The sequence below is a fragment of the Pseudoxanthomonas sp. LH2527 genome, assembly GCF_022539275.1.
Lineage (GTDB): Bacteria > Pseudomonadota > Gammaproteobacteria > Xanthomonadales > Xanthomonadaceae > Pseudoxanthomonas_A.
The window spans coordinates 147,475-171,810 of sequence record NZ_JAKZBW010000002.1 but is presented as its reverse complement, the minus strand read 5'-3'; the positions used below and the strand labels follow the sequence as shown (position 1 = coordinate 171,810).

Annotated in this window: 26 protein-coding genes and 1 tRNA gene; 22 read left to right on the top strand and 5 right to left on the bottom strand. The window is 63.8% G+C overall.

Going from position 1 to position 24,336, the window contains the following annotated elements:
• Positions 1-127 precede the first annotated feature (127 nt).
• Together MMG85_RS02265 and MMG85_RS02260 are read left to right on the top strand one after the other, a co-directional pair.
• A complete protein-coding gene (locus MMG85_RS02265; RefSeq protein ID WP_241044494.1) occupies positions 128-772 on the top strand; it encodes a hypothetical protein in 645 nt (214 codons plus the stop codon).
• Between the two features lie 2 nt (positions 773-774).
• On the top strand, positions 775-1,998 hold the full coding sequence (locus MMG85_RS02260) for a lipase (RefSeq protein WP_241044493.1): 1,224 nt from the start codon (positions 775-777) through the stop codon (positions 1,996-1,998).
• A 243-nt stretch (positions 1,999-2,241) separates the two neighbouring features.
• Here MMG85_RS02260 and crp read toward each other — a convergent pair whose 3' ends face one another.
• On the bottom strand, positions 2,242-2,928 hold the full coding sequence (gene crp, locus MMG85_RS02255; RefSeq protein WP_055936925.1) for a cAMP-activated global transcriptional regulator CRP: 687 nt from the start codon (positions 2,926-2,928) through the stop codon (positions 2,242-2,244).
• A gap of 185 nt (positions 2,929-3,113) precedes the next feature.
• Between crp and speD the strand changes: the two genes are divergently transcribed.
• Together speD and sugE are read left to right on the top strand one after the other, a co-directional pair.
• Positions 3,114-3,908 (top strand): adenosylmethionine decarboxylase, encoded by a 795-nt coding sequence (gene speD, locus MMG85_RS02250; RefSeq protein ID WP_055936923.1) that lies wholly within the window; start codon positions 3,114-3,116, stop codon positions 3,906-3,908.
• A 180-nt stretch (positions 3,909-4,088) separates the two neighbouring features.
• Positions 4,089-4,403, top strand: coding sequence for a quaternary ammonium compound efflux SMR transporter SugE (gene sugE, locus MMG85_RS02245; RefSeq protein ID WP_055936921.1), 315 nt, complete (start codon positions 4,089-4,091; stop codon positions 4,401-4,403).
• Positions 4,404-4,601: 198 nt separating this feature from the next.
• On the opposite strand, the gene coq7 is transcribed toward sugE, so the two are convergent.
• Positions 4,602-5,243: a 2-polyprenyl-3-methyl-6-methoxy-1,4-benzoquinone monooxygenase gene (gene coq7, locus MMG85_RS02240; RefSeq protein WP_241044492.1), complete on the bottom strand. Its 642-nt coding sequence runs from the start codon at positions 5,241-5,243 to the stop codon at positions 4,602-4,604.
• A gap of 187 nt (positions 5,244-5,430) precedes the next feature.
• On the opposite strand from coq7, the gene rplM reads away from it, so the two are divergent.
• From rplM to maiA, 6 genes are all read left to right on the top strand, one after another.
• Positions 5,431-5,859 carry a 50S ribosomal protein L13 gene (gene rplM / locus MMG85_RS02235; protein WP_055936916.1) on the top strand — a complete coding sequence of 143 codons (429 nt, stop codon included), beginning with the start codon at positions 5,431-5,433 and terminating at the stop codon, positions 5,857-5,859.
• A 2-nt stretch (positions 5,860-5,861) separates the two neighbouring features.
• Positions 5,862-6,254, top strand: coding sequence for a 30S ribosomal protein S9 (rpsI, locus tag MMG85_RS02230; RefSeq protein WP_055936912.1), 393 nt, complete (start codon positions 5,862-5,864; stop codon positions 6,252-6,254).
• 33 nt (positions 6,255-6,287) lie between these two features.
• Positions 6,288-6,362 (top strand) — tRNA-Gln (locus MMG85_RS02225).
• Between the two features lie 65 nt (positions 6,363-6,427).
• Positions 6,428-7,174, top strand: a complete 747-nt coding sequence (locus tag MMG85_RS02220) for a 2OG-Fe dioxygenase family protein (protein ID WP_241044490.1) — start codon at positions 6,428-6,430, stop codon at positions 7,172-7,174.
• A gap of 63 nt (positions 7,175-7,237) precedes the next feature.
• Positions 7,238-8,227 carry a fumarylacetoacetate hydrolase family protein gene (locus MMG85_RS02215; protein WP_241044488.1) on the top strand — a complete coding sequence of 330 codons (990 nt, stop codon included), beginning with the start codon at positions 7,238-7,240 and terminating at the stop codon, positions 8,225-8,227.
• A 97-nt stretch (positions 8,228-8,324) separates the two neighbouring features.
• Positions 8,325-8,984 (top strand): maleylacetoacetate isomerase, encoded by a 660-nt coding sequence (gene maiA, locus MMG85_RS02210; protein ID WP_241044487.1) that lies wholly within the window; start codon positions 8,325-8,327, stop codon positions 8,982-8,984.
• A 69-nt stretch (positions 8,985-9,053) separates the two neighbouring features.
• Here maiA and MMG85_RS02205 read toward each other — a convergent pair whose 3' ends face one another.
• On the bottom strand, positions 9,054-10,190 hold the full coding sequence (locus MMG85_RS02205; protein ID WP_055936900.1) for a PilT/PilU family type 4a pilus ATPase: 1,137 nt from the start codon (positions 10,188-10,190) through the stop codon (positions 9,054-9,056).
• A 95-nt stretch (positions 10,191-10,285) separates the two neighbouring features.
• On the opposite strand from MMG85_RS02205, the gene MMG85_RS02200 reads away from it, so the two are divergent.
• The 12 genes from MMG85_RS02200 (at position 10,286) to MMG85_RS02150 (ending at position 21,633) form a co-directional block, all read left to right on the top strand.
• The gene (locus MMG85_RS02200) at positions 10,286-10,681 is read left to right on the top strand and encodes a DUF4398 domain-containing protein (RefSeq protein ID WP_241044486.1); all 396 of its coding nucleotides are present in this window, start codon (positions 10,286-10,288) and stop codon (positions 10,679-10,681) included.
• Positions 10,682-10,731: 50 nt separating this feature from the next.
• Positions 10,732-11,574 (top strand): OmpA family protein, encoded by an 843-nt coding sequence (locus tag MMG85_RS02195; RefSeq protein ID WP_241044485.1) that lies wholly within the window; start codon positions 10,732-10,734, stop codon positions 11,572-11,574.
• A 189-nt stretch (positions 11,575-11,763) separates the two neighbouring features.
• A complete protein-coding gene (locus tag MMG85_RS18400; protein WP_277399694.1) occupies positions 11,764-11,889 on the top strand; it encodes a hypothetical protein in 126 nt (41 codons plus the stop codon).
• A gap of 41 nt (positions 11,890-11,930) precedes the next feature.
• Positions 11,931-12,149: a YdcH family protein gene (locus MMG85_RS02190; protein WP_055940917.1), complete on the top strand. Its 219-nt coding sequence runs from the start codon at positions 11,931-11,933 to the stop codon at positions 12,147-12,149.
• 111 nt (positions 12,150-12,260) lie between these two features.
• On the top strand, positions 12,261-13,631 hold the full coding sequence (locus MMG85_RS02185; RefSeq protein WP_241044484.1) for a pyridoxal-phosphate dependent enzyme: 1,371 nt from the start codon (positions 12,261-12,263) through the stop codon (positions 13,629-13,631).
• A gap of 104 nt (positions 13,632-13,735) precedes the next feature.
• Positions 13,736-14,929, top strand: coding sequence for a cystathionine gamma-synthase (locus MMG85_RS02180; RefSeq protein ID WP_241044483.1), 1,194 nt, complete (start codon positions 13,736-13,738; stop codon positions 14,927-14,929).
• 119 nt (positions 14,930-15,048) lie between these two features.
• Positions 15,049-16,176 (top strand): DegT/DnrJ/EryC1/StrS family aminotransferase, encoded by a 1,128-nt coding sequence (locus MMG85_RS02175; protein WP_241044482.1) that lies wholly within the window; start codon positions 15,049-15,051, stop codon positions 16,174-16,176.
• Complete coding sequence (locus MMG85_RS02170; RefSeq protein ID WP_241044480.1) at positions 16,173-16,727, top strand: GNAT family N-acetyltransferase; 555 nt, start codon at positions 16,173-16,175, stop codon at positions 16,725-16,727. Before MMG85_RS02175 ends, MMG85_RS02170 begins: the two co-directional genes overlap by 4 nt.
• Positions 16,724-17,521, top strand: coding sequence for an ABC transporter permease (locus MMG85_RS02165; protein ID WP_241044478.1), 798 nt, complete (start codon positions 16,724-16,726; stop codon positions 17,519-17,521). Before MMG85_RS02170 ends, MMG85_RS02165 begins: the two co-directional genes overlap by 4 nt.
• Positions 17,518-18,237, top strand: a complete 720-nt coding sequence (locus MMG85_RS02160; protein WP_241044476.1) for an ABC transporter ATP-binding protein — start codon at positions 17,518-17,520, stop codon at positions 18,235-18,237. The genes MMG85_RS02165 and MMG85_RS02160 overlap by 4 nt, the downstream gene beginning before the upstream one ends.
• 3 nt (positions 18,238-18,240) lie before the next feature.
• Complete coding sequence (locus MMG85_RS02155) at positions 18,241-18,840, top strand: hypothetical protein (protein WP_241044474.1); 600 nt, start codon at positions 18,241-18,243, stop codon at positions 18,838-18,840.
• A 66-nt stretch (positions 18,841-18,906) separates the two neighbouring features.
• Positions 18,907-21,633: a glycosyltransferase gene (locus tag MMG85_RS02150; protein ID WP_241044473.1), complete on the top strand. Its 2,727-nt coding sequence runs from the start codon at positions 18,907-18,909 to the stop codon at positions 21,631-21,633.
• Between the two features lie 21 nt (positions 21,634-21,654).
• On the opposite strand, the gene MMG85_RS02145 is transcribed toward MMG85_RS02150, so the two are convergent.
• Together MMG85_RS02145 and MMG85_RS02140 are read right to left on the bottom strand one after the other, a co-directional pair.
• On the bottom strand, positions 21,655-22,803 hold the full coding sequence (locus MMG85_RS02145) for a glycosyltransferase (protein WP_241044472.1): 1,149 nt from the start codon (positions 22,801-22,803) through the stop codon (positions 21,655-21,657).
• A 3-nt stretch (positions 22,804-22,806) separates the two neighbouring features.
• Positions 22,807-24,186, bottom strand: a complete 1,380-nt coding sequence (locus MMG85_RS02140; protein ID WP_241044470.1) for a glycosyltransferase family 2 protein — start codon at positions 24,184-24,186, stop codon at positions 22,807-22,809.
• Positions 24,187-24,336: the final 150 nt, after the last annotated feature.

Sequence of the window (24,336 nt, the reverse complement as noted above, 5' to 3'; positions counted from 1 at the left end):
CTCCTCTCGTCCAGCGCGATCATCGATCGTCAACGCGTGCGCGGAGCGCGGTCCCTTTGTCGAGCGTCCCAGCAGCCGGAATCCCGACGACGGCGCCAGCCGTCGATGCGAGTCAAGGAGAACGAAGATGGATCACGTACCGAATGGGCGAAGCAAGGCGCTGACCACGGCCTTCATTCTCCTTCTTGTTTCCCACACAGCCTGCAGTGGTGCCATGAACAGTCAGACCAACACCCCGTCCTTCAAAGAGAATCCCGCTCCTCGCCAGGCGTACCGACTGACGCTCCGCATAGAAGGTGCCCCAGGACCACTGGAGGTGGTGTCGGGTGCGGCTCAGTACGACGTGGTGAATCCCAAGTGTCTGCCGCCGCCGAAGGACAACCCGGGAGGACATACGTCGCCGGTGCCGACGCACGATATCCCGCTGCGTCTGGAGCGCGTCTCCGACAGCGAGTACGCCGGCGTGTTCCATGTCGACGGCATGGTGGACGCGGATTACCACGGACGCGGCGTATGCCGCTGGCAGCTGGTTCAAGCCCAGGTGCAGCTGCGTGCGCCGGGTGCGGAGGGCGATACCCGTTTCGTGGCCAAGCTCAATGGCGACGAGCTTCCGCAGGGCACGCCCAAGGCGATCCATTACTGGAAGGCGCGCTATCCGCACGAGCCGGGCACGGACAGTTACCGCGACTACGGCCAGCCGGACCTTCAGAAGGTGCCGGCCGACCAACGTGACGAGTTCTTCGGCATCGTATTGACCGCCGGGGTGGCCTGACCATGGGACTCACCCCGCAGCAGTATGCCTACCTTGCGGACCACAGCTACGACCGTGGCGGGCAGGTGCAGGACCTGCTCAACAAGGACGTGATGATCGGCGGCGAGCGTTACCGCGTGATCGACCATGTGGACAATCCGCGCACCGGTTACCAGGGCACCATCTACCAGCATGAGGCCAGTGGCGCGGTGGTCGCGGCCCATCGCGGCACCGAGTTCGGGCGGGAGGCGTTCCGCGACGGCGTGGTTGCCGATGGCGGCATGGTGTTCGCGCGCACCAACAGTCAGGCCGGCGATGCGGTGGAACTGACCCGTCGTGCGGTCGAGTTCGCGGAACGGCAGGGGCGCGAGCCAGGTCGCACGGCGCCCGAAGTGACCGTGACCGGGCACTCCCTCGGCGGCACGCTGGCCCAAGTGTCTGCGCACCACTTCGACCTGCGCGGCCAGACTTTCAACGCCTATGGCGCGGCCAGCCTGGACCGGCGCATTCCGGAGGGTGGCGACCGCGTGACCAACCACGTGATGGCGGTCGACGCCGTCAGCTCCGCCAGTCCCCATTACGGGGAGGTGCGTGTCTACGCCACCGCGCAGGAGATCGAAACCCTCCACCGCACCGGTTATCACGACAACATGCTGCGGGACTTGCTCCAGCGGGACATGCCGTTGACCGCGTCGGTGGTGTCTGCCGACTCGCACAGCATGCACAACTTCTTGCCGGTCGATGACGAGGGCCGCGCCGACCGCTCGGCGCTGGACGACCCGCGGGCACGGCGGCTCGCCGATGAGCATCGCGGCATCATCGCCGACTATCGGGACGACGTGGGCGATCTGCGCCGCGGCGTCACGGTGGCGGCGCGCGGTCCGCTGGGCCTGGTGCTCGATGGCATCGATCGCGTTCGCGGACCGCTGGCCCCGGGCGCGCCGGCGGTGCAGGAAGCACGCGACCGTGCGACCGGCTCGCCGCAGGCGATGCCGGTGTATTCGATCACGTCAACCGGCCCTGCAGCGTGGCAAGCAAGCCCAGAGATTGAACGTCTGCTGGCCGCAGCACGCGATGGCAGCCCGGTCGCGTTGAAGACGGCCCAGCAGGACCTGCAGGCATCTGCGCTCGGTCAGGCATGGCATGCCCGCGTCGATGCGTACCGGCAGGCACTGGACGCGCAGCAACGCATCGCAGGTCCGGCCGTGGAGCAACGGATGCAGGCGCCGCTCGATATCGCGCGCTGAGAGTTCTCGGAAGGGAGCAGTGGGCTGGGTGAGCGTGGGTCGTCGCCGCGCGAGCCCGTCCACGGGTTGCATTCCGGACGGGTAGGGCACATGCGAATGCGGCCTGCCGCCACGCCTCACGCTCAGAGGGTGTGCGTGGAGGAGGTTCCGCGTCAGGTGGATGGATGTACGAAGCGGCCGGCATACCCGGCGCGGCGGTCCGTGGGCAGGCGACCAATCGGTGGCCTGCCTCGTTGGATGCGGTCAGCGGGTGCCGTAAAGGACGACGGTCTTGCCGCGTGCGTGCAGGGCGCCGTCGGCCTGCAGCTTCTTCAGCACACGACCGGCCATTTCACGCGAACAGCCGACCAGACGCGCCAGCTCCTGGCGGGATACGCGCAGCTGGGTGCCCTGCGGGTGGCTCATCGCCTCGGGCTCGCGGGCCAGGTCGTGCAGGGTACGGATGATGCGGTCGGTCACATCCAGGAAGGCCAGCCGGCTGGCCTTGCGGCTGGTGTCCAGCAGGCGCCGGGAGAGCTGGGCGCCGATGGCGTACAGCAGCTTCGGGGCATCGGCGGACAGCGTGCCCAGGAACAGCTGGTGCAGGCGCTCGTAGCTGACTTCCGCGAGCTCGCACTGGGTGCGGGTACGCAGGATGACCTCGCGGCGGTCGGATTCGATGAAAAGGCCCATTTCGCCGACGAACTCGCCGGAACCGAAGTAGCCGAGGACCAGTTCGCGGTCGTCGTCTTCCTCGGTGATGATGCTGACCGAGCCGCTGACGACGTAATAGAGCGTGCCCGCCGGGTCGCCTGGCCGGAACACATCGGCGCGTGCCGGATATCGGCGCCGATGGCTGTGGGCCAGGAAGCGCTCAAGCGTGGCGTTGTCCGGCGTCAGCGGGCTGGCGGCGGTGCGAGCGGGGGCTACTAGGGGGATGCCTGGGCTCATGGTGGTCACGGCGTGTAATTCAGGAAGCTTAGTCCGAATACGTAGCCGACGGCAAACGCAGGCCATGCAAGCGCTGGGCCAGTATGTGACAGGGTACCGACGGGCGGGTGGCGGACATTTCACTGTCACCCCGTATGGCGCATAATCCGCCCCCTCATCCGCCTCCCCCAAGAGGGACCACCGCCGTGGTAAAACCCCTGCCTCGCCTGCGTCTGCAGGGCTTCAACAACCTGACCAAGGCGCTGAGCTTCAACATCTACGACGTGTGCTACGCCTCGTCCGAGGACGAGCGCCGCCGCTACATCGAGTACATCGACGAGGAATACAACGCCGATCGCCTGACCCAGATCCTGACGGATGTGGCGGAGATCATCGGCGCCAACATCCTGAACGTGGCCCGCCAGGACTACGACCCGCAGGGCGCGTCGGTGACGATCCTCATTTCCGAGGAGCCGGTGATCGACAAGAAGGATGCGGGCAAGGAGATCATCTCCGACGCGGTGGTGGCGCACATGGACAAGTCGCACATCACGGTGCACACGTACCCCGAAACCCATCCGGACAACGGCATCGCGACCTTCCGCGCCGACATCGACGTGGCCACCTGCGGCGTGATTTCGCCGCTGAAGGCGCTGAACTACCTGATCGAGAGCCTGGAATCCGACATCGTCATCATGGATTACCGCGTGCGCGGCTTCACCCGCGACGTGAAGGGCAAGAAGCACTACATCGACCACAAGATCAATTCGATCCAGGACTTCCTGGCCAAGAACATCAAGTCGCGCTACGAGATGCTCGACGTGAACGTCTACCAGGAGAACATCTTCCATACGAAGATGCACCTGAAGGAGTTCGACCTGGACAACTACCTGTTCGAGGAGAAGGCCAAGAACCTGTCGTTCAAGGAGCGCATGAAGATCGAGGCGCGCCTGAAGCGGGAGATCGAGGAGCTGTACCACGGGCGCAACCTGCCGGAATGACGGGTTGGCGGCGCGCGCGGGTTACATCCGGTTCGGAAGGCCTGCGCTAGTCTGTCCACACACATGGCGGGACGACCCGCCCGCGGCGCAAGCCGCGCACCACGACCGACGGCGGTCCGGAACGCGAGTTCCGGGCCGTTTCGCTTTTTGGCCCGGGCAATCAACCTGAGGAGGTGACGTATGGCGTGGGTCTATCTGGTGTTGGCAGGGTTGCTGGAAGTGGTGTGGGCCGTCGGCCTGAAGTACTCGGAAGGCTTCACTCGCCTGTGGCCCAGCCTGATCACGGCCGTGGCGGCCGCGGCCAGCTTCTGGTTGCTGGCGGTGGCGCTCAAGCACATCCCGTTGGGCACGGGCTATGTCATCTGGGTGGGGATCGGGGCCGTCGGCACCGCCTTCGTCGGCATGTGGCTGTTCCACGAGCCAGCCACGGCGGCGCGCCTTGTCTGCATCGGGCTGATCGTGGCCGGCATCATCGGCCTGAAGCTCGCCTCGTAGCGTGCGCCATGCGCGCGACCGCATGAATCCAATCCATCGCCGCGTCGTAGCGTGCGCCATGCGCACGACCGCATGAGCCCATCACCGCCCCTGGTCTCCAGGGCATCCAGCATGTAGCGCCGAGCTGGCTCGGCTCCGCAGGGTATGGCGTGCGAGGCCCAACCCCGGAAGCAGTGGAGCAAGCTCCGCTCTACCGGATCACAGCCGGTAGGCGACCGCCTTCATCAGCTTGGAGGCGCCGGCCATCAGCATTGGGATCGGTGCGGGCAGAAGGCGGGCGCCCGCTTCTTCGGCATGCTCGGCGTGGCGGGCTTCGTCGGCCTTCATCACGGTCAGGATTTCGCGGCTGCGCAGGTCGGCCGGCGGCAGGGTTTCCAGATGTTCGTCCAGGTGGGCTTCGACCTGGCGCTCGGTTTCCACCACGAAGCCCAGGCTCCAGCCGTCCCCGCGCAGGCCGGCGAGGGCGCCGAGCGCGTAGCTGCCGGCGTACCACAGCGGATTGAACAAGCTGGGCCGGCTGTCCAGCTCGCGCAGGCGATCCGCGCACCATGCAAGGTGGTCGGTTTCCTCCTGGGCGGCGTCGAGCAGGTGCGCGCGGGTGGCGGCGTCGCGGGCCACCGCGGCCTGTCCGAAGTAGAGGCCCTGGGCGCAGACCTCGCCCACGTGGTTGATGCGCATCAGGCCGGCGGCATGGCGTTGCTCGGCGGGGTCGAGGGCGACTTCGGGGGTGTCCCCGGCCGGGTTGGCGCGCTGGGCGGGCGGGTTGCCGAAGACGGTGTCCAGGCCGCGCTGGGCCTCCACCAGCCAGTGATCGAGGGGCGAGAAGGTCCGTGTGTTCATGCCGCCATTGTGCCGCCTGGCCGGGCCCCCGTCTTCCCGCGGGCTCCTCCCGGTGCTGTCTGGTCAGGCTTGCGCACCGGGGCGAGGCCCCGTACAATCCCGCGTCTTCCGTTTCACCCTTCACAACGCGTGGCAAAGTTCCGCCCGGGAAACCGCGGAATCCGCCCGACCAGACAATGAGATTCACATGAGCACCTTTACCGCCAAGTCCGAGACCGTCCAGCGTGACTGGTACGTCGTCGACGCAGCAGGCAAGACCCTGGGTCGCCTGTCCACCGAGCTGGCCCGCCGCCTCCGCGGCAAGCACAAGCCCGTCTATACCCCTCACGTTGACACCGGCGACTATCTGGTCGTGATCAACGCCGAGAAGATCCACGTCACCGGCAACAAGCTGGCCGACAAGAAGTACCACCGCTTCACGGGCTATATCGGCAACCTGAAGACCGAGACCCTGGCGCAGGCGCTGGAGCGCCACCCGGAACGCGTCATCGAAACCGCCGTGAAGGGCATGCTGCCGAAGGGCCCGCTGGGCCGCGACATGTATCGCAAGCTCAAGGTTTACGCCGGCCCGAATCATCCGCACGCCGCACAGCAGCCGCAGGTCCTGGACATCTAATCATGGCTATCACTCAGAACTACGGCACCGGCCGTCGCAAGTCCTCCACCGCCCGCGTGTTCCTGCGCAAGGGCTCCGGCAACATCACGGTCAATGGTCGTCCGCTGGACGAGTTCTTCGGCCGCGAAACCGGCCGCATGATCGTGCGCCAGCCGCTGGAGCTGACCAAGAACACCGAGACCTTCGACATCACCGTGACCACCACCGGTGGCGGCATCACCGGCCAGGCCGGCGCCATCCGCCTGGGCATCGCCCGCGCGCTGGTGGAATACGATGAAACGCTGAAGCCGGAACTGCGCAAGGCCGGCTTCGTGACCCGCGATGCCCGTGAGGTCGAGCGCAAGAAGGTCGGTCTGCACAAGGCGCGTCGCGCCACGCAGTTCTCCAAGCGCTAACAGACGCGCTACACTACGCGTCACTGGTTACACAGCCCCGTCGCCAAGCGGTAAGGCACCTGACTCTGACTCAGGCATTCGGTGGTTCGAATCCATCCGGGGCTGCCAACTCGAGGTCCATTGGACATCCGCAAAAGCCCGCCTCTGGCGGGTTTTTGCGTTGAGGGGTTTGTATGGTCGCAATGTTCCAACCGCCGTTCTGTCCCCCGGATGATGCGCTGCGCCGCATGCAGGAGCGGGGCTATGTCGTCCTCGAGCCGCGCGCCATGGCCGAGGCGGTGGAGGTGGAACTCGAAGCGCTGGATGCCCTGTTGCCGAGTTGGGACCGGCTGGACGTGGACGGCTATCTGAAGGACGGCGGACGCTACCGGCGACGCCGGCATTCCTGCTTCGTGGTCGAGGCCGATCACGTGCAGCAGGCGCCGCACCGCGCGCACTGGCAGTCGCTGGACTACAACGCCCTGCACGGCGGCATGCAGCGCTGGTTCGAGCCGATCGAAGCCGGCGTGGCCGGCGCCCCAGCGTGGCGGCACCTGCTGCAGGGACTCGGGCGCTGGTGCTCCGTGCTGAAGGGCGAACGGGCCTGGTACGTCGAGGCGCACCAGTTCCGCATCGATACCACCGACGGCATCGGTCGGCCGACGCCGGAAGGCGCGCACCGCGATGGCGTGGATTTCGTCGCCGTGTTGCTGCTGGGCCGCGCGGGCATCAAGGGCGGCGAAACGCGGGTGTTCGCGGCGGCCGGACCGGATGGCCAACGCTTTACGCTGGAGGCGCCGTGGTCGCTGCTGTTCCTGGATGACGAGCGGGTGATCCACGAGTCCACCCCCATCCAGCCGCTGGACGGACATGGCCACCGCGATACGCTGGTGCTGACGTTCCGGCGGGATGGGTTCCAGGGCGATGCGACGGTGGGCTGATCGCGCCGACGATTTGATTACAATTGAAACCATGGCGCGTGGGCGCCGGCATCTGGAGTTCCGATGAAGCTGGGTTCCCTGAAGGAAGGTGGTCGCGACGGCACGTTGATCGTGGTGTCGCGTGATCTGGCCCGTGGCGTGCGCGCCACCGGTATCGCGCCGACGCTGCAGCGCGCGCTGGAGGACTGGAGCAACACCGCGCCGCGCCTCAACGCGCTGTACGAATCGTTGAATGCCGGCGATGCCGACGGTGCATTCGACCTCGACATGCAGGCGCTCGCCGCACCGCTGCCGCGCGCCTACGAGTTCGTCGACGGCAGTGCCTATCTGCCGCACGTGGAGCGCGTGCGCCGCGCACGCGGGGCCGAAGTGCCGGAGAGTTTCTACACCGATCCGCTGATGTACCAGGCCACCAGCGCCGCGTTCTACGGGCCGCGCGATCCGGTGAAGGTGGTCAGTGAGGAGTACGGCATCGACCTGGAAGCCGAGATCGTGGTCATCACCGATGACGTGCCGATGGCGGTGACGCCTGCGCAGGCCGCCGGCCACATCCAGCTGATCGGCCTGGTCAACGACGTGTCGCTGCGCAACCTGATCCCGGGCGAGCTGGCCAAGGGCTTCGGCTTCCTGCAGTCCAAGCCGCGCTCGGCACTGTCGCCGGTGTTCGTGACGCCGGACGAGCTGGACGACGCCTGGCGTGACAACAAGGTGCACCTGCCGCTGGTGACCCACATCAACGGCGCGTGGTTTGGCGCGCCGGAGGCGGGCGTGGACATGCAGTTCGACTTCGCCCAACTGGTCGCGCACGCGGCCAGGACGCGGCCGCTGTCGGCCGGCACCATCGTCGGCTCAGGCACCATCGCCAACGAGGACACCTCCCTGGGCGCGTCGTGCTTCGCCGAGCAGCGCACGGTCGAGACGCTGCGCGACGGCAAGCCGTCCACGCCGTTCATGAGCTTCGGCGACACGGTGCGCATCGAAATGACAGACCGTGACGGCCGTTCCATTTTTGGTGCGATCGAGCAACGGATCGAGCCGCAACCCTTGCCTTGAAGGCGCGCCCGGGCCCAGTGTGGCCGCAGGAAGCAAGGGGCAGGCATGGACGCGGAATCCGGGCAATCGAAGGCGCAAACCGCGGGGAGCGGCTTGCATGGCTGAGCAACTCAGGCTGTATTCCTACTGGCGCTCCAGCGCCGCGTACCGCGTGCGCATCGGCCTGAACCTCAAGGGCCTGGCCTACGAGACCGTGCCCGTGCATCTGGTCCGCGACGGCGGACAGCAGCATGCGCCGGAGTACGTCGCCAAGAATCCGCAGCACATGGTGCCCACGCTGCAGCATGGTGCGCGCGTGATCCGGCAATCGCTGGCGATCCTGGAATACCTCGACGAGGCCTGGCCGTCACCGCGCCTGCTGCCGATGACGGCCCGCGACCGCGCCCGCGTGCGTGCGCTGGCGCTGATGGTCGCCTGCGACATCCATCCCCTCAACAACCTGCGTGTGCTGCAGCACTTCGAGGGCACCTGGAACGTGCCGCAGGCCGAGCGCGACGACTGGGTGAAGCACTGGATCGTCGAAGGCTTCGCGCCGATGGAAGCTTTGCTTGCCGGCGAAGCCGCGACGGGCGCCTTCTGCCACGGCCAGACACCGGGCCTGGCCGAATGCTGCCTGGTGCCGCAGGTGTTCAATGCGCGCCGGTTCGGCGTGGACATGACGGCGTTCCCGACCATCGTGCGCATCGAACAGGCTTGCCTGGCGCTGCCGGCGTTCGACCTGGCACGGCCCGAGAACCAGCCCGACGCCAACGCCTGAGTGGCGCAGCCGACATGAAAACGGGCGGATTCCTCCGCCCGTTCCAGCCCGCGATGCCGCGCCCGGCCCTCAGCCGAAGCCGTGGGTGATGCGCGGCGAACTGCTGCCGCTGTCGTAGTCCGCGTACGGATCGTGTTCGCCCTTGCTGCCCTCGGACAGGCGGAACTTCAGCGCCAGGCCATCGCGCGAGTCGGCCGCGCGCAGCGCTTCCTCCTGCTCGATCTGGCCTTCCTTGACCATGCGGAACAGGCACTGGTCGAAGGTCTCCATGCCTTCCTCCAGCGATTCCTCCATCGCCGCCTTGATCTCGTGCACCTGCCCGCGGCGCAGCAGGTCGCGGATCATCGGCGTGTTGATCAGCACTTCGGCGGCCGGCATGCGGCGCCCGTCGGTGCCCTTCACCAGGCGCTGCGACACCACTGCACGCAGGTTGAGCGCCAGGTTCATCAGCACGTTCTTGTGCGCGCTCTCGGGGAAGAAGTTGAGGATGCGCTCGATGGTCTGGTCGGCATTGTTCGAGTGCAGCGTGGCCAGGCACAGGTGGCCGGTCTCGGCGAAGGCGATGGCGGCTTCCATCGTGGTGGCATCGAGGATTTCGCCGATCAGGATGACGTCCGGCGCCTCGCGCATCGCGTTCTTCAGCGCATTGTGGAAGGCATGGGTGTCCAGGCCCACTTCGCGCTGGTTGACGATCGACTGCTTGTGCTTGTGCAGGTACTCGATCGGATCCTCGATGGTGAGGATGTGGCCGGTGCTGGTGGTGTTGCGGTAGTCGATCATCGATGCCAGCGAGGTCGACTTGCCCGACCCGGTGGAGCCGACGATCAGCACCAGCCCGCGCGGGGTCATGATGATGTCCTTCAGCACCGGCGGCAGGTTCAGTTCCTCGATGGTCGGGATCACGCTGCGGATGGCGCGGATGACCATGCCCACTTCGCCGCGCTGCTTGAACACGTTGACGCGGAAGCGGCCGGCATCCTGAAGGGCGATGGCCATGTTGAGCTCGAGTTCGCGCTCGAACACCGGCACCTGGCCTTCGTCCATCAGCGAATAGGCGATCTTCTTGACCATGCCGGGCGGCAACCCGGTGTTGCCCAGCGGGTAGAGCTTGCCCTCGATCTTGATGTAGACCGGCGCCCCGGTCGTGAGAAACATGTCCGAGGCGTTCTTCTCGGTCATCAGCTTCAGGAAATAGCCGATGTCCATGTGCAAAGCTCCCCAAGATGCGCGGCGCCACGTTGCAACGGCGCCACAGGCTTCCGACAATGGCCGCGCGCACCCCTCAACGACACGGCACCCTAATGACAGCTAGCTTCTCACACTTCCGACGGCCCCTGCATGTGATGGCCGCCGCAGTAGCGGCAATGGCCCTGTCGGGTGCACCCGCCTTTGCGCAGAGTGCGCCGACACCGGAACTGGAAGCGGCGGTGCAGGCCGTGCAGCGTGCCGGCCAGGCCGACGCCGACCAGTACGCCCCCGAACCGCTGGCCGCTGCACGACAGGCGCTGGCGCAGGCCCAGGCGGCGCATGCGGCACGCGACAAGAAGGAAGCACTGGATCTCGCGCAGCGGGCAGCGGTGGATGCCGATCTGGCCCGCGCACGCAGCCTGGAGGCGGTCGCCTTGGCGGAAGTGGCGCAGCGCAAGGCGGAAGTCGCTGACCTGCAGCAGAAGTTGGGTGCGGAGGGTGGCCGATGAGTACGTCCTGCCCTCGGATCCTCCCGGTCGCTCTGGGTCTCGTCTTGGCCATGGCGTCGTTGACGGCCAGTGCCGCCGACAACCCGCTCATCGTGCAATGGAACCAGCGCCTGGCTGCGCTGCAGGCGGATCCGGTGCTGGCCGACGTGGCGGCCTACGAGAAGCTGCAGGCCCAGCATGCGATCGCCGCGTTCGACAAGGCACGCCGCAGCCAGCGCGAGACCGCGCAGTACGTGGCGGAGCGTCGCGTCGAGATCGCCGAGACCGCTGCGCGCGCGCAGGCGGCCCGTCGTGATGCGGAACGGCTGGATCGCACCCGCAGCGAGCTGCTGGTGGAGGCGAGCCGACGCGAAGCCGAGAGCGCCCGTCGCGAGGCCGAGCGCCTGCGCGTGCAGGCGCAGATCCAGGCCGAGGAGACCGAGCGCCTGCGCCTGGCCGCCGAAGCCGAAGCGCTGGCGCGGCAGGAAGCGGAAACCACGCTCGACACGGTGGCCGGCCAGCAGGCCAACCGGCTGAGCGCGGCGCGCCAGCGCGAGCTGAAGCTGGCGCGCGAGGAGGCCGAACTGGTCTCCGGCGCCAAGCTGCCCGCCTCGAAGTTCGAGACGCGTGGCGAGGTGTTCACCCTGGGAGCGGACGTGTTCGCCGGCAATTCCGCCAAGTTGTCGAGCGGCGGTGCCGCCAGCGCGAGCGCGCTCGCGGCCTACCTGCAGGCCAACCCCAAGGCCCGGGCGAGGATCGACGGCTATGGCGACAAGCAGACGCCCGGCCAGCGCCGTGCGGACGCCCTGCGTGATGCGCTGACGGCGGCGGGCATCCCCCGGTCGCGCCTGCAGAGCGCCGGCAAGGGCACCGGAACGAAGGTGCGCGCGCTGGAAGTCGTCATCACGCATTGATTTCCTCATGTGAATCAAGGGTTTGGACGAATTCTGGCGGTTCTCGGGCCGGTTGCCTGAATGCCCGCCAAGGATGGTTTTCCCCGGAAAATCAGTCGCTTGTCTCGGCCCTTGCCGGGCTGGAAGTCGAGGAGTAGGGTCGTATACCCAAGTGGCTCCCGCCGCTTGGCTCACCGGAGAATCGACCCGATGACGCCCGTACCGACCCCGCAGGAGACCGCCGCCGGCAAGCCGCCTGCGGAGGACATTCCGACCGGACGTGTACCCGCCGCCGGCCAGGTGCTCCGCTCCCAAGCCAACGCCCCGTGCCTGTGAAGGCCGGGGCGTTCGTGTTTCCGCTGAAGGAGGTAACGATCATGTTCGAAGGTCAACCGCAGGCCGATATCGATGCACTCATCAAGGCCGATCCGGAGTTCAAGCAGCTGTACCAGCGCCATCGCGAGCTCGACAAGAAGGTCACCGACGCCGAACTCGGCGTGCTGCCCATCGACGACACCCTGCTCGGCCAGATGAAGCGCGAAAAGCTGCACGCCAAGGAGCGATTGCTCCGGATCTACGACGCCAAGCCCCACTGACCCTCCCCTGACTTTCTTGTCGCGGGCGGCGGCGGCCTCCTCGTCGGCCGTCGCCGTCCGCGTCACCCAATGCGATAATCCCGGCCTGTACCGCACCGGATGCACGGCCGCATGGCGATCCACTCTTCCGTACTCGAGCTGATCGGCGACACGCCGATCGTCCAGGCCAGGCGCCTCGACACCGGGCTCTGCACCCTCTACCTGAAACTCGAAAGCGCCAACCCCGGCGGGTCCATCAAGGACCGCATCGGCATGTCGATGATCGAGGCCGCCGAGAAGCGCGGCGACCTCAAGCCCGGCGCGACTCTGGTGGAAGGCACGGCCGGCAACACCGGCATCGGCCTGGCGCTGGTGGCCCAGCAGAAGGGCTACAAGCTGATGCTGGTGGTCCCGGACAAGATGAGCCGGGAGAAGATCTTCAACTTGAAGGCGATGGGCGCCGAGGTGATCCTGACCCGCTCCGATGTGGCCAAGGGCCATCCCGAGTACTACCAGGACCTGGCCGAGCGGATCGCCCGCGAGACGCCGGGCGCCTATTTCATAAACCAGTTCGGCAACCCGGACAACCCGGCCGCACACGAATTCGGCACCGGTCCCGAGATCCTGCGGCAGATGGACGGCCAGCTGGATGCCATCGTCTTCGGCTGCGGCAGCTCCGGCACCATGACCGGCCTGTCGCGCTGCTTCGCCGAGCATTCGCCACAGACCGAGCTGGTGCTGGCCGATCCGGTCGGCTCGATCCTGACCCAGTACATCAACGAAGGCACGCTGAGCACCAAATCCGGCAGTTGGCTGGTCGAGGGCATCGGCGAGGACTTCCTGCCGCAGATCTCGGATTTCAGCCGGGTGAAGAAGGCCTACGCGATCAGCGACGCGGAGAGCTTCCACACCGCGCGCGACCTGCTGGCGAAGGAGGGCATCCTGGGCGGCTCGTCCACCGGCACCCTGTTGGCCGCGGCGCTGAAGTACTGCCGCGAGCAGACCGAACCGAAGAGGGTGCTGGTCTTCGTCTGCGACACCGGCAACAAGTACCTGTCGAAGATGTACAACGACTACTGGATGCTGGACAACGGCTTCATCGAGCGTCCCCAGAACGGCGACCTGCGCGACCTGATCCTGCGCCCGTACAGCCAGCGCGATACGGTCGTGGTCAGTCCCGCCGACCTGCTCACCACCGCCTACCAGCGCATGAAGCTGTATGACGTCTCACAGTTGCCGGTGATGGAAGGCGACAAGCTGGCCGGCATCGTCGACGAAAGCGACGTACTGCTGCATGTCTACGGCGACGAGGCCCGCTTCCGCGACCCGGTTTCCACCGCCATGGTCAGCAAACTGGACCGCCTGGACGTGCGCTCGCCCATCGAGGCCTTGCTGCCGGTATTCGACCGGGGCCAAGTGGCCATCATCACCGACGGGGACGCCTTCCTCGGCCTGATCACCCGCATCGACCTGCTCAACTATCTGCGACGCCGCGCACAGTAGGCCCGTCCGCCCGCGCCACCGGCGCGGGTGACGGCATCGCATGGCATGGACGGCACGTTAAGGCCCGGCTGGTAGAATGCCCGGCTGCTTGAAGGAACATGAACATGGCGCACTCTTCCAACCCCGCCAGCGGGGCGCCCGGCGACCTTGCCCTGGGCACGCTGGCCATCCATGGCGGTCAGTCCCCGGACCCCAGCACCGGCGCGGTGATGCCGCCGATCTACGCGACGTCCACGTACGCGCAGAGCAGCCCGGGCGTGCACCAGGGCTTCGAGTATTCCCGCACCCACAATCCCACCCGGTTCGCCTACGAGCGCTGCGTCGCCGCGCTGGAAGGCGGCAGCAGGGGTTTCGCCTTCGCCTCAGGCATGGCCGCCACCTCGACCGTGCTGGAACTGCTGGATAGCGGCAGTCATGTCATCGCCATGGACGACTTGTACGGCGGCAGCTACCGCCTGTTCGAGCGCGTGCGCAAGCGCACCGCCGCGCTGGATTTCAGCTTCGTCGACCTGACCGACCTGGCGGCGTTCGAGTCCGCCATCACGCCGGAAACGCGAATGGTGTGGGTGGAAACGCCCACCAACCCCATGCTGAAGATCGTCGACATTGCCGCCATCTGCGACATCGCACACAAGCACGGCCTGCGCGTGGTGGTCGACAACACCTTCGCCTCCCCGATCCTGCAGCGCCCGCTGCAACTCGGCGCCGACATCGTGATGCACTCGGCCACCAAGTACCTCAACGGCCACTCCGACATGGTCGGCGGCATGGTGGTGGTGGGCGACGACGCGGAACTGGCCGAGCAGATGGCCTTCCTGCAGAACTCGATCGGCGCGGTGCAGGGACCGTTCGACAGCTTCCTCGCGCTGCGCGGCCTGAAGACCCTGCATCTGCGGATGAAGACGCATTGCGAGAATGCGATGGCGTTGGCGGAGTGGCTGGAAACGCATCCGGCGATCGAGAAGGTCATCTATCCGGGGCTTGCTTCGCATCCGCAGCATGCGCTTGCCACCCGGCAGATGCAGGGCTACGGCGGGATCATCTCCATCGTGCTGAAGGGTGGCTTCGAGGCGGCAAGGAAGTTCTGCGAGAACACTCGCTTGTTCACGCTCGCGGAATCACTCGGCGGCGTGGAAAGCCTTGTGAATCATCCGGCAGTGATGACGCATGCGTCGGTGCCGGTGGAGCGCCGCATGAAACTAGGTATTGGTGAAGGATTGATCCGATTGAGTGTTGGAGTGGAAGCGGTCGAGGATCTGGAAAAGGACTTGTATCGTGCTCTGGCTTTAACCTTGTAAGCTATGTCTTAGGCAGTAGGCAGAAAAAGCATCCCGCTTCACATCACTTTTTGGGTCGGAGTCAGTCTCTCGGATGGGGCTGCGATCCTCTAACTAAATGCCAGAACTTGGAGTAGATAATGGCTATCCAACTGTTTGTCCCGAAATTTCGCGTTGATGAATGCCTCGCAGAGATACGCGAGTGCCTCGAGAAGGGTTGGACTGGCTTGGGTTTCAAGACAGTGGCATTCGAAGAGGACTGGAAGGCGTATACCAGCCTTCCGTACGCTCATTTCCTGAGCTCCAATACGGTGGGCCTGCAGCTTGCGCTGGAGATCTTGGGGCGTCGTCTCGGATGGGAGGCGGGCGACGAAGTGATTGCCACGCCGTTGACGTTCGTTTCCTCGAACCACGCGATTGTCTACAACGGGTTGACTCCGGTTTTTGCAGATGTTGACGACACCCTATGCCTGGATCCGCAGAGCATCCGTGAGCGGATCACCGACCGCACTCGTGCGGTGATGTTTGTCGGCTTGGGTGGAAACACGGGCAAGTACGCCGAAGTGGTGAAGCTTTGCAGGGAAAAAGGCATTGCGCTGATACTGGATGCCGCACATATGGCCGGCACGCGCGTTGGCGGTCGTCAGGTTGGGCATGACGCAGACGTGACCGTTTTTAGTTTTCAGGCTGTAAAGAATCTGCCTACTGCTGATTCAGGCATGATCTGTTTCGCTGATGCGCAGGATGATGAAGAAGTTCGCAAGCTATCTTGGCTGGGAATCAATAAAGATACATATGCGCGCACTGCCTCGCAGGGCGCGTACAAGTGGATGTACGATGTAGAGCGCGTCGGATACAAGTTTCACGGCAACTCGATTATGGCCGCTATCGGCTTGGTTCAGTTGCGCTACCTCGATCAGGACAACGCCTATCGCCGTCAGCTGGCGCAGTGGTATCGCCAATACTTGGCTGGCGCGAGCCATGTGCGCTTGATTCCCATGCAGCCTGGCATCGAAAGCGCCACCCATCTGTTTCAGGTGCGCGTATCGAACCGCGACGAGTTGATGCTCGCTCTCAACGAGAACGAAATCTATCCGGGTGTGCACTATCGCGACAACACCGAGTACACCATGTACAAGTTCGGTGCTGGTACGTGCCCTAACGCGGCGAAGGCGAGCTCGGAGATTCTTTCGTTGCCGATGCATATGGGCGTGACTCATGCCGAAGTGCAGCGTATCGCGGCGCTGATTGCCCAGTACGCAAAATGAATCCTTTGCTCTCGGCGGGCACCTGCATGACCGGTTCTCTGATCCGCTTGCGTGCGCTCACCTTCCATGATCTGCCGTACACGCTGTCATGGAGGAATGACCAACGTTCGCTGCGGTGGTTCAAGAGCCAGGAGCCCTTGCAGTCAGAGGCGCATGAAGCTTGGTTTCAGCGCTATGTCGCGGCCGATACTAGAGATTGCATGTTCTTTGCCGAGACTCACGACGGCATGCCGGTCGGCCAGACCTCCGTTTACAATTTTGAGCCAGGCGCGAGGCGTGCGGAGGTGGGTCGCTTCCTTTCTGCGCCTGACCTGCGGGGCAAGGGATTATTCAGGGAAGCAATGCTGTTGACGCTGGATTGGTCCTTCGAGAACCTCGATCTGGACGAACTCCACCTCGAGGTTTTCGCGAACAACGATCGGGCGATCCGTTTGTACCGGTCTGCGGGGTTCGCGGAATCGGGAGCTAGCGCGGGCATGCTAACCATGCGCCTGTCGCGTGCAGACTATTTGAGGGCAGGAGGCAGCGGAGGGCTGGGAGTTATCCAATGAGGCAGACGGGCGTTTTTCATCGCGATGTCCTCAATGGACTCAAGTTATGGCGAGTCTGGGGTTATCTGGCAATCAATGATCTGCGTGGAAAGTTCGCCAGGTCCAGTCTGGGTGCTGCATGGATAGTAGTGAGCTTCGCTATCTGGGCAGGTGGCGTGGGCCTGATCTACGCGCGCCTGTTCCAACTCGATACGCGCACTTTCGTGCCTTTCCTGACGGTAGGTTTCGCGCTTTGGGGCTTCATTACATCGAGTTTCGTCGAGTCCAGTGGGAGTTTCCTGGGATCGGCAGGCTATGTGAAGCAGTTCAACCTGCCGAAGCAGGTATATATCTACAGATCAGTCCTGGCACAGACGATCACGCTGACTTTTTCGCTTCTGGTCTGCTTGGCAGTGATCGCAATTTTTGGGAGCTTCAGCGTCGCAGGACTTGCGCTTGCATTGCCGGGCATCGGACTGCTGATGGTAGCGGCGGTTTTCCATGCGTTTCTCAGCGCCTATATCACCCCCTATCTGCGTGATTTTCCACACGCGGTCAGTAGTCTGATGAACGTGATCTTCTTCGTCACGCCGATCATCTTTCCTGCAAAGATGCTTGAGGAGCGTGGGCTCGGCGCGGTCTACCAGTTCAACCCGTTCTATTATCTGCTTGAAGTGGTTCGCGAGCCGCTTTTGACTGGATCCGCGCCTGCGGCCGCTACGTGGAGCGGAGCGGTGGCCTATGTTGCGGTCCTTGCGCTGATAGTGATGCCCTTCTGCCGACGCTTGGACTCACGTCTGGTGTACGCGCTATGACGAACGAAGCCATCAGGGTTGAAAAGGTCGTAGTCGACTACCCGCTTGAGAACAGCTTGGGTATCGCGCGAAAGTTGCTCAGACGTGGAGAAGTGCCGTCCAAGCGCGCGCTCGATGGTGTCGATCTGACCATTCGCGACGGAGAACGCGTCGGTATCGTCGGCCCCAACGGGGCCGGTAAGAGTACGCTGTTGCGCGTATTGGCCGGCATCCTCCCGCCGACCGAAGGGGCCTTGCGAGTCACCGGCACGGTGGCGCCGTTGTTCGAGTTCGCGACCGGCTTCGAAATGGAGCTAAGCGGCTACGAGAATGTACGCATCCGCTCGCTGCTGCAAGGCATGGACTGGGAGCAGATCAATCAACGGATGCCGGAGATAGTCGCATTCTCGGAGTTGGAGGGGGCGCTCGACCAGCCGGTGCGGACCTACTCCAGCGGCATGTTCATCAGGCTTGCGTTTTCCACCGCGACCTCGATCGATCCGGATATTCTGCTGATCGACGAGGCTTTTGGTGCCGGTGATCAGCACTTCTCGATCAAATCAGCCAAACGTATGCGTGAGCTGATGGACAAGGGGCGAGTGCTGGTGTTCACGTCGCATAACTTGGATTTGGTCAGATCTCTGTGCAATAGAATTATCTGGATAAACAAAGGCAGGATCGTCGAAGACGGTCCTGCCGATTCCGTGATACCTCACTACCTCTCCAACGAGACCTAAGCTATGAATATCGGATTCAGTTCGACCGCCGCTCGCCGTTCGACGCTCGCCCTGACGATCGCCGCCGCTGCGTTGGCTGCCGCGTGCACGCAGAACGCCGCGCCCACGGCGTCCACGCCAGAAAGTGCGCCCACTCCTGTCACCGAGCCGGCGTCGTCGGAGCCGGTACAGCAGGTCGCCGCCGCCAGCCAGTTTGGCCCGGCACTGCCGCAGGATCTCCAGGGACCTGTACAAAGCGGTGGTGAGTGTGGCATCGAAGCGACCGCTGAGGTGCCGCAGGGCGCCGAGCTGTCGCTGTCGCGTTCGGTGCCGCAGCTTATCGAAGGTTGGGCACTTGATCGCGCCGACAAGACTGCGCCCACTTCGGTGTACTTGAAGCTGGAGTCTGGCGGAGACGCCTCATATTTCGTGCCAGTGGCCATGGGCACTCGCGCGGGTCTCGGCATCCGTCTGGGCGAGGCGTCGTTGGATTCGGCTGCGTTCTCGGTCAACGCTGCGCTCGCCGAGGTGCCGGCCGGCCAATACAACGTACAGGTTGCACAGCGTATCGGTGACAAGATTCTGCTGTGTGCTACGGGCCGCTCGGCGAAGGTCGCTGAGTAGCTCGTTTGCGGGGGCGGGGGTACATGCCCGTCGGGACAAGATTCTGCAGCATGGAAGGGTGAGGTCATGACAGGGGCGAAGTTCAGAGTTCTTGCGGTAGCGGACGGGATGATTCCGTCGGTGGAGCTTGTGCTCGAACGGCCTTTGTCGTTTCTTGCAGCGCAAGGCGAGCTGGAATTCGGTTTGTATGCGATCGAGGATGCGGAGCCCATCGCACGCGAACTCGATCGGTGTGACCTGCTGATCGTCATGCGCGCATGCCAGCCGAATGCACTGAGCCTCGTCGAAGCTGCGAAGGCGGCGGGGACCCCTGTCATTTACGCTATCGATGACGATTTCGAGAGCCTCGATCCGGCCTCGCCCCTCGGCCGTCATTACCGCGAGTCGGGCGCTTGGCCGCGTTTGCTGAGCATCTGTGGACTTGCGGACCAGGTATGGGCGTTTTCGGACGTGCTCAAGAGAAAGATCCTGCCGGCGCAACCGAATATTGTTGTGCCTCCGGCGATCGCGAGTCTTGAGAGCATCAGCCAAATCCGATCGGGTACGAATGAAAAAGACCGCTCGACAGAGCGCGTGACCGTCGGCTATGCGGCGTCACTACTGCATAGCAGCGATATCGAAGATATCTCGCCAGTGCTAACCGAACTGCTGGCGCAGTTTCCCCACCTTCACTTGGAGCTCATCGGTGTCCGCTCCGAAAGCTTGGCCGGCCATTCCCGGGTTACACACTTCCCGTCGCTACCGGGTATCCGCAAGTACTACGAATTCGTGCTGGCGAGGCAATGGGATGTCGGCATAGCCCCATTGCTTCGTTCGCCCGCCAACGACGCCAAGACCGACAACAAGTATCGGGAATACGCCGCGCTGGGGATTCCAGCGGTCTATGCAGACGCGCCGCCCTACTGGCGATCCGTCATCGATGGATTCAACGGATTGGTGGCCAATTCTCACGCCGGGTGGCGTGAAGGGCTGGTACGGCTCATCGAAGACAGGACGTTGGCCGCGCGTATCGTTGCCAACGCAGAGGCGGATGTACAGCAACGCTACAGTTTGCAGAACGTCTCAAAGAAGTACTTGGACCTCATGCGATCCGCAATCGAGCCGCGGCGGAAGGTATTGGTTATCGCCGCGCCAATCGCCACCACCGTAATCGATATCGCCTTGCCTTTCGAGCGGTTGCAGTCCGAGGGCAGGTTGGAATGGCGGACGAAGGATGGAGCGGAAGTGACGCCCGAGGACTTGGCTTGGGCCGACATGCTGGTCATAAGCCGTATGAGCGATCCGCCGACCGTCCTTGCTGCGCGACAGGCGAAAGAGGACTACGGTTTACCTGTCGTCTTTTCCTGGGACGATGACTTCTTCGTGATCCCGGATTCAATCGGTGCCGTGGCGCGATACCACAAGGATCCGGTGATTCTGCGTGGACTGGAGGAATTGCTGTCCACAGCGGATCTGGTGAAGGCGTCCACCCCCCGAATCGCTGAGCGGTCCCGCGCCTACGGTTCGAGGGTGGTGCAGCATCATTATGGATTCGACTTCTCCCAGTTGGACGATGTTCCGCATGCCGCATCGCGTGAAGGCGATACGGTGACAATAGGATTTTTCGGGTCGGCTGATCACTCGAAGGCGCTTGAAACATTGCTGGATGCTTTGGCGGAAGTAGCCCGCATCGCGCCGCAGACACGATTTGAGTTCTTCGGCCCCCGTACGGCCAAACTCGAAGCGCTTCCGCGGACAACGTTTATTCCTTTCAGTCCGTCGTCTCGAGAGTCTCTGAGGACGTTAGCGACCCGACAGTGGGATATCGGTCTGGCGCCGCTGGAAGTCAGTGACTTCAATCGCGCCAAGCTGCCGACCAAGTACCGCGACTACGGCGCCTGCCACGTCGCTGGCGTCTACACGCGAATCGATCCCTACATGGCGGTCGTTTCCGATGGCAGTACGGGTTTCCTGGTCGACAACGAAAAGGACGCGTGGATCGACGCCATCATGCGCCTTGTCCACGACAAAGAGCTGAGGCGTGAAATCGCGGCTAACGCGCATGCGCATGTGCGCAACGAACTGAGCCTGGAAAAGGCGGTCGAAGCCTGGCGCGGCATTGTCGCCGACCTGCTGCCGACCACCCAGGGGAACGACGTGTTGTCGGACAAGCACCGACGCAAGCTGCAAACTCTGGAACGGCGCGTCGAGCACTTGGCGAACCAAGTGGAAGCGCTCAAGGAATCTGGACGCAGGCTGCTGATGCTCGAAGGACGCTCTCCGCATCGGACACCGCGATCCCGTGCGATCGTGCACCGCGCCCTCAATCGATTGATCGCCATGTACCTGAGGCGATCGCCGATCCAGGCATCCATAGGTCCGATCAGTCCGAGAGCGGCTGCGTTCGCGAGCGAGATCTGTGAGGGGTCGGCAACATCGGTTCATGAGATCAGCGCCAATCTACAGACGGTGACGTTCATCGAGTATCCCGTGGAGGAAGAGCAGACCCAAGCAGCGATGAGTGTGCGGGCGGCCTTCGCCGCCACCGTGCCCACGCTCAGCGGATCGCTGGGCATGGAACTCATCACGCGTGAGGACGAGATCCATGATCACGTGGTGCTGCCAATCGAGCAGCTGGATCCGGATCTGCTGGTCGAGTTCCCGATGAAGGCCCCGGTCCAGGTAGGGCCCGGTTGGCGCGTCAGGTTCTTCGTCCGCGACTCGCAGAGTCCTATTTTCGTTCGGGAGTATATGTCGGCGTCGGGGGCGCGCGAAGCTTTGTACGCCTTCCTGCCGGACAACGATGGAGGTTAACGATCGCCGCCCATTTCTGCGTCAGGGGGACCGGGCGGCGAGGCGGCCGAAGAGCCCGAGAAGATGCCACTCAAGTCCGCTCCGCGCAGTTCGCGCCGCGCGCAGGTCCGCATCCGCTAGGGCAGCGGCCCATTGGGCTGCTACTACATCGAGGCGGTGACGGGCCCATACTTCTTTCCGGGCTTCCGCACCGATGGCCGATAGCGCGGCGCGATGCGCAAGCGCCCACTCCAGAGCCGAAGTCCAAGCATCCGCGCCATGCCCGACCAGCATGCCGGTGCGTCCGTTACTCACGCTGTCGGCGTACGGCACTACGTCACTGTAGAGGCCCACGATGCCTAGTGCGCCGTACTCCCGAAACTTGTTGTTCGTCTTGCATCGCGAGAAGAGGTCATCTTCCAGCGGCGCCAGCCCCACTTCCCATTTTCTGCTCTGTTTTAACGCCAGGAAACTTCGATAGTCGGGAACGGCTTCGAAATGCTGCACCCCTTGCCTTCCTTTCAACGTATCCGGCAAGTAACCGATGAACTCGAACTGGAATTCGCCGGGTCGCTCCGAGAGAAGGCGCTCGATAGCAGTGGCGACGGCCTTGAATGCTTCGCCGCGCTCGCTGCCGGCATATCCCACGCGAAGGGGCCCCGAGCGCTCGCTGATGACTTGATCGCTCGGAATCATTCGGAAGTCGAAGGACGCTGGGACGCACACGATATTGGTGGACGGAATCCTGTCGCGAACGAAGTTGGCGAGGTGGTGCGAATTCACCAGCGTCACGGCGGAGCCGCGGATGAAGCTTTCTAGGGAACGACGCACGGCAGCCGACGCGTAGTACCTAGCCAGCGCGCTATCGCGCCGGTACTCCCAGAGATTGTCGTCCAGATAATAGGCGTACCTAGCCGAATGCCGCGAGAGAAACTTGGGCAACCACTGCAAACCCGGAGCGCATACACGCGAAAACAGGGTGGGCTTGGCTAGGTATTCTTTCCGATGCGCGTCGTTCACCCGCTCGAGATTGAGCATGTCGGTGCCGCAAAGCCTGTCGAGCACGCTGGCGGTAAGGCTCGTGGTCGGCCCCTCGTTGTCGACGAACAGATTGAGGCCGTGGGGGAACGCCATTGGCGACTCGGTCGGCGTCGCAGCAACCGGATCCTCGCCGAATATGCCGACCGCCATCTCTTATGCCTTTCGCCGTCTCGCTGCCGTACGGCCCGGCCCGGGTGCCGGTACCTTTTTTTCTTCGGCTGGCGGCGCAGACGATCCGGATAGATTCCCCAGCTGCTCTTCAAGGGCCCGGATCATCTCCAGCCGCCGATCTGCGGCGTCGCGGAAAATAAAAAGCGAATACTTGGTTTCTGCGAGCTCGCGTGCCAGCTCATCATTGAATCGCTCCGGGGACGTCTTCTCTCTGCGGCTCTCGATGTCCGAAAGACGGTTGGAAAGACTATCTCGTTCCGCCTGAGTCGCGGCGAGCCTCTCGAGCGCGGAATTCATTTCATCCATACGCTGGTCCGCGGCGCGCAGTGCATCGCGTGCAGCTACTTCCATTCTAATCATCGAAGCCGCATCGTCTTCGATGCGCGTTCTGAAATAGCCGACCATAGCCGCGAACAGGATGTCGACCTTACCTTCGCCCGTTCCATTCCCCTGCCGGAGCAGACGATCGATGGCGCCGACCAACAGGCCTCGTTCCTTCATTTGCCCCGCCGTCCTGATCGATCCGACGATATCCATGGTAACGATCTGGTGCTCGAGAAACGCGGTCTGCAGCGCAGCCGCATCGGCTGCGCCAAGCTCCGCCTCGAAGTCCATGCGGTAGGCGTCATCCATGCTTAGGGTTTCGGGCGCCAAACGATGGTTGCGTGGTAAGCGGGCATACTTCAAGGCTAGCTCACCATTCTCGCGGTTGAGCCTACCCAACGAGCCCGGCAAACCGACACCGTATTCAGTCGCCAGGATCCTGGCGACGTAGCCGATCTCGAACTCGGAGGCGATCCTGAGCCAAAGGTCCCAATCGCAAAGGCGCTTGAGGATGATATGGGGGTCGTACCAGCCGATTCTTTCTATCGTGCTTCGAGGCAGAACCACGCATGTATTGGGGATCGAATTGGCGCCCTGCGACAAGGCCCCGATGTCCAGAGGAGCGCCTATCACGAAGCTCCTGTCACCCTGCAGTTGCGCTCGGGCTTGGGCGTACACCATGCCGAGGGCGGGGCTTTCGCGTAGCCGGCCCACCAGCGTCTCCAAATGGTCTGGCTCAAGCTCGCAATCATCGAAAAGCCATGCGAAGTACTCGCCTGTCGCGTGCGGATACGCCTGCGACAGCGCATAGGCAGGAAGGCCTGTGTTCTTCTCGAGGCGAATGTGTACGACGCGCGGGTCCGCGGCCGCTTGCGACGCCAAGTAGTCCGCTGTGCCATCGGTGGATCCATCATCGATGACTAGCAGCTCGAACTCCCGCCATGTTTGACGCAAAGCACTGTCTACCGCGCGCTGCAAGAAACCGTCTTGATAGCGTGCGAAGGTGGGCAGGAAAATCGAAACTTTAGGGGTGTGCAATGTGAGGTCTCACTGTTCCTTGAGGAGTTTGGCGCGTTCCTCTCGCCGGCAACAGCGGGTCCTGGGGATTCCATGAGCCAACGGTTCAGCAAGTAACCAAGCGGCTTCTGGGGCTTGGCTACTCCAAATGATCCGATGTTCCGTGCACCC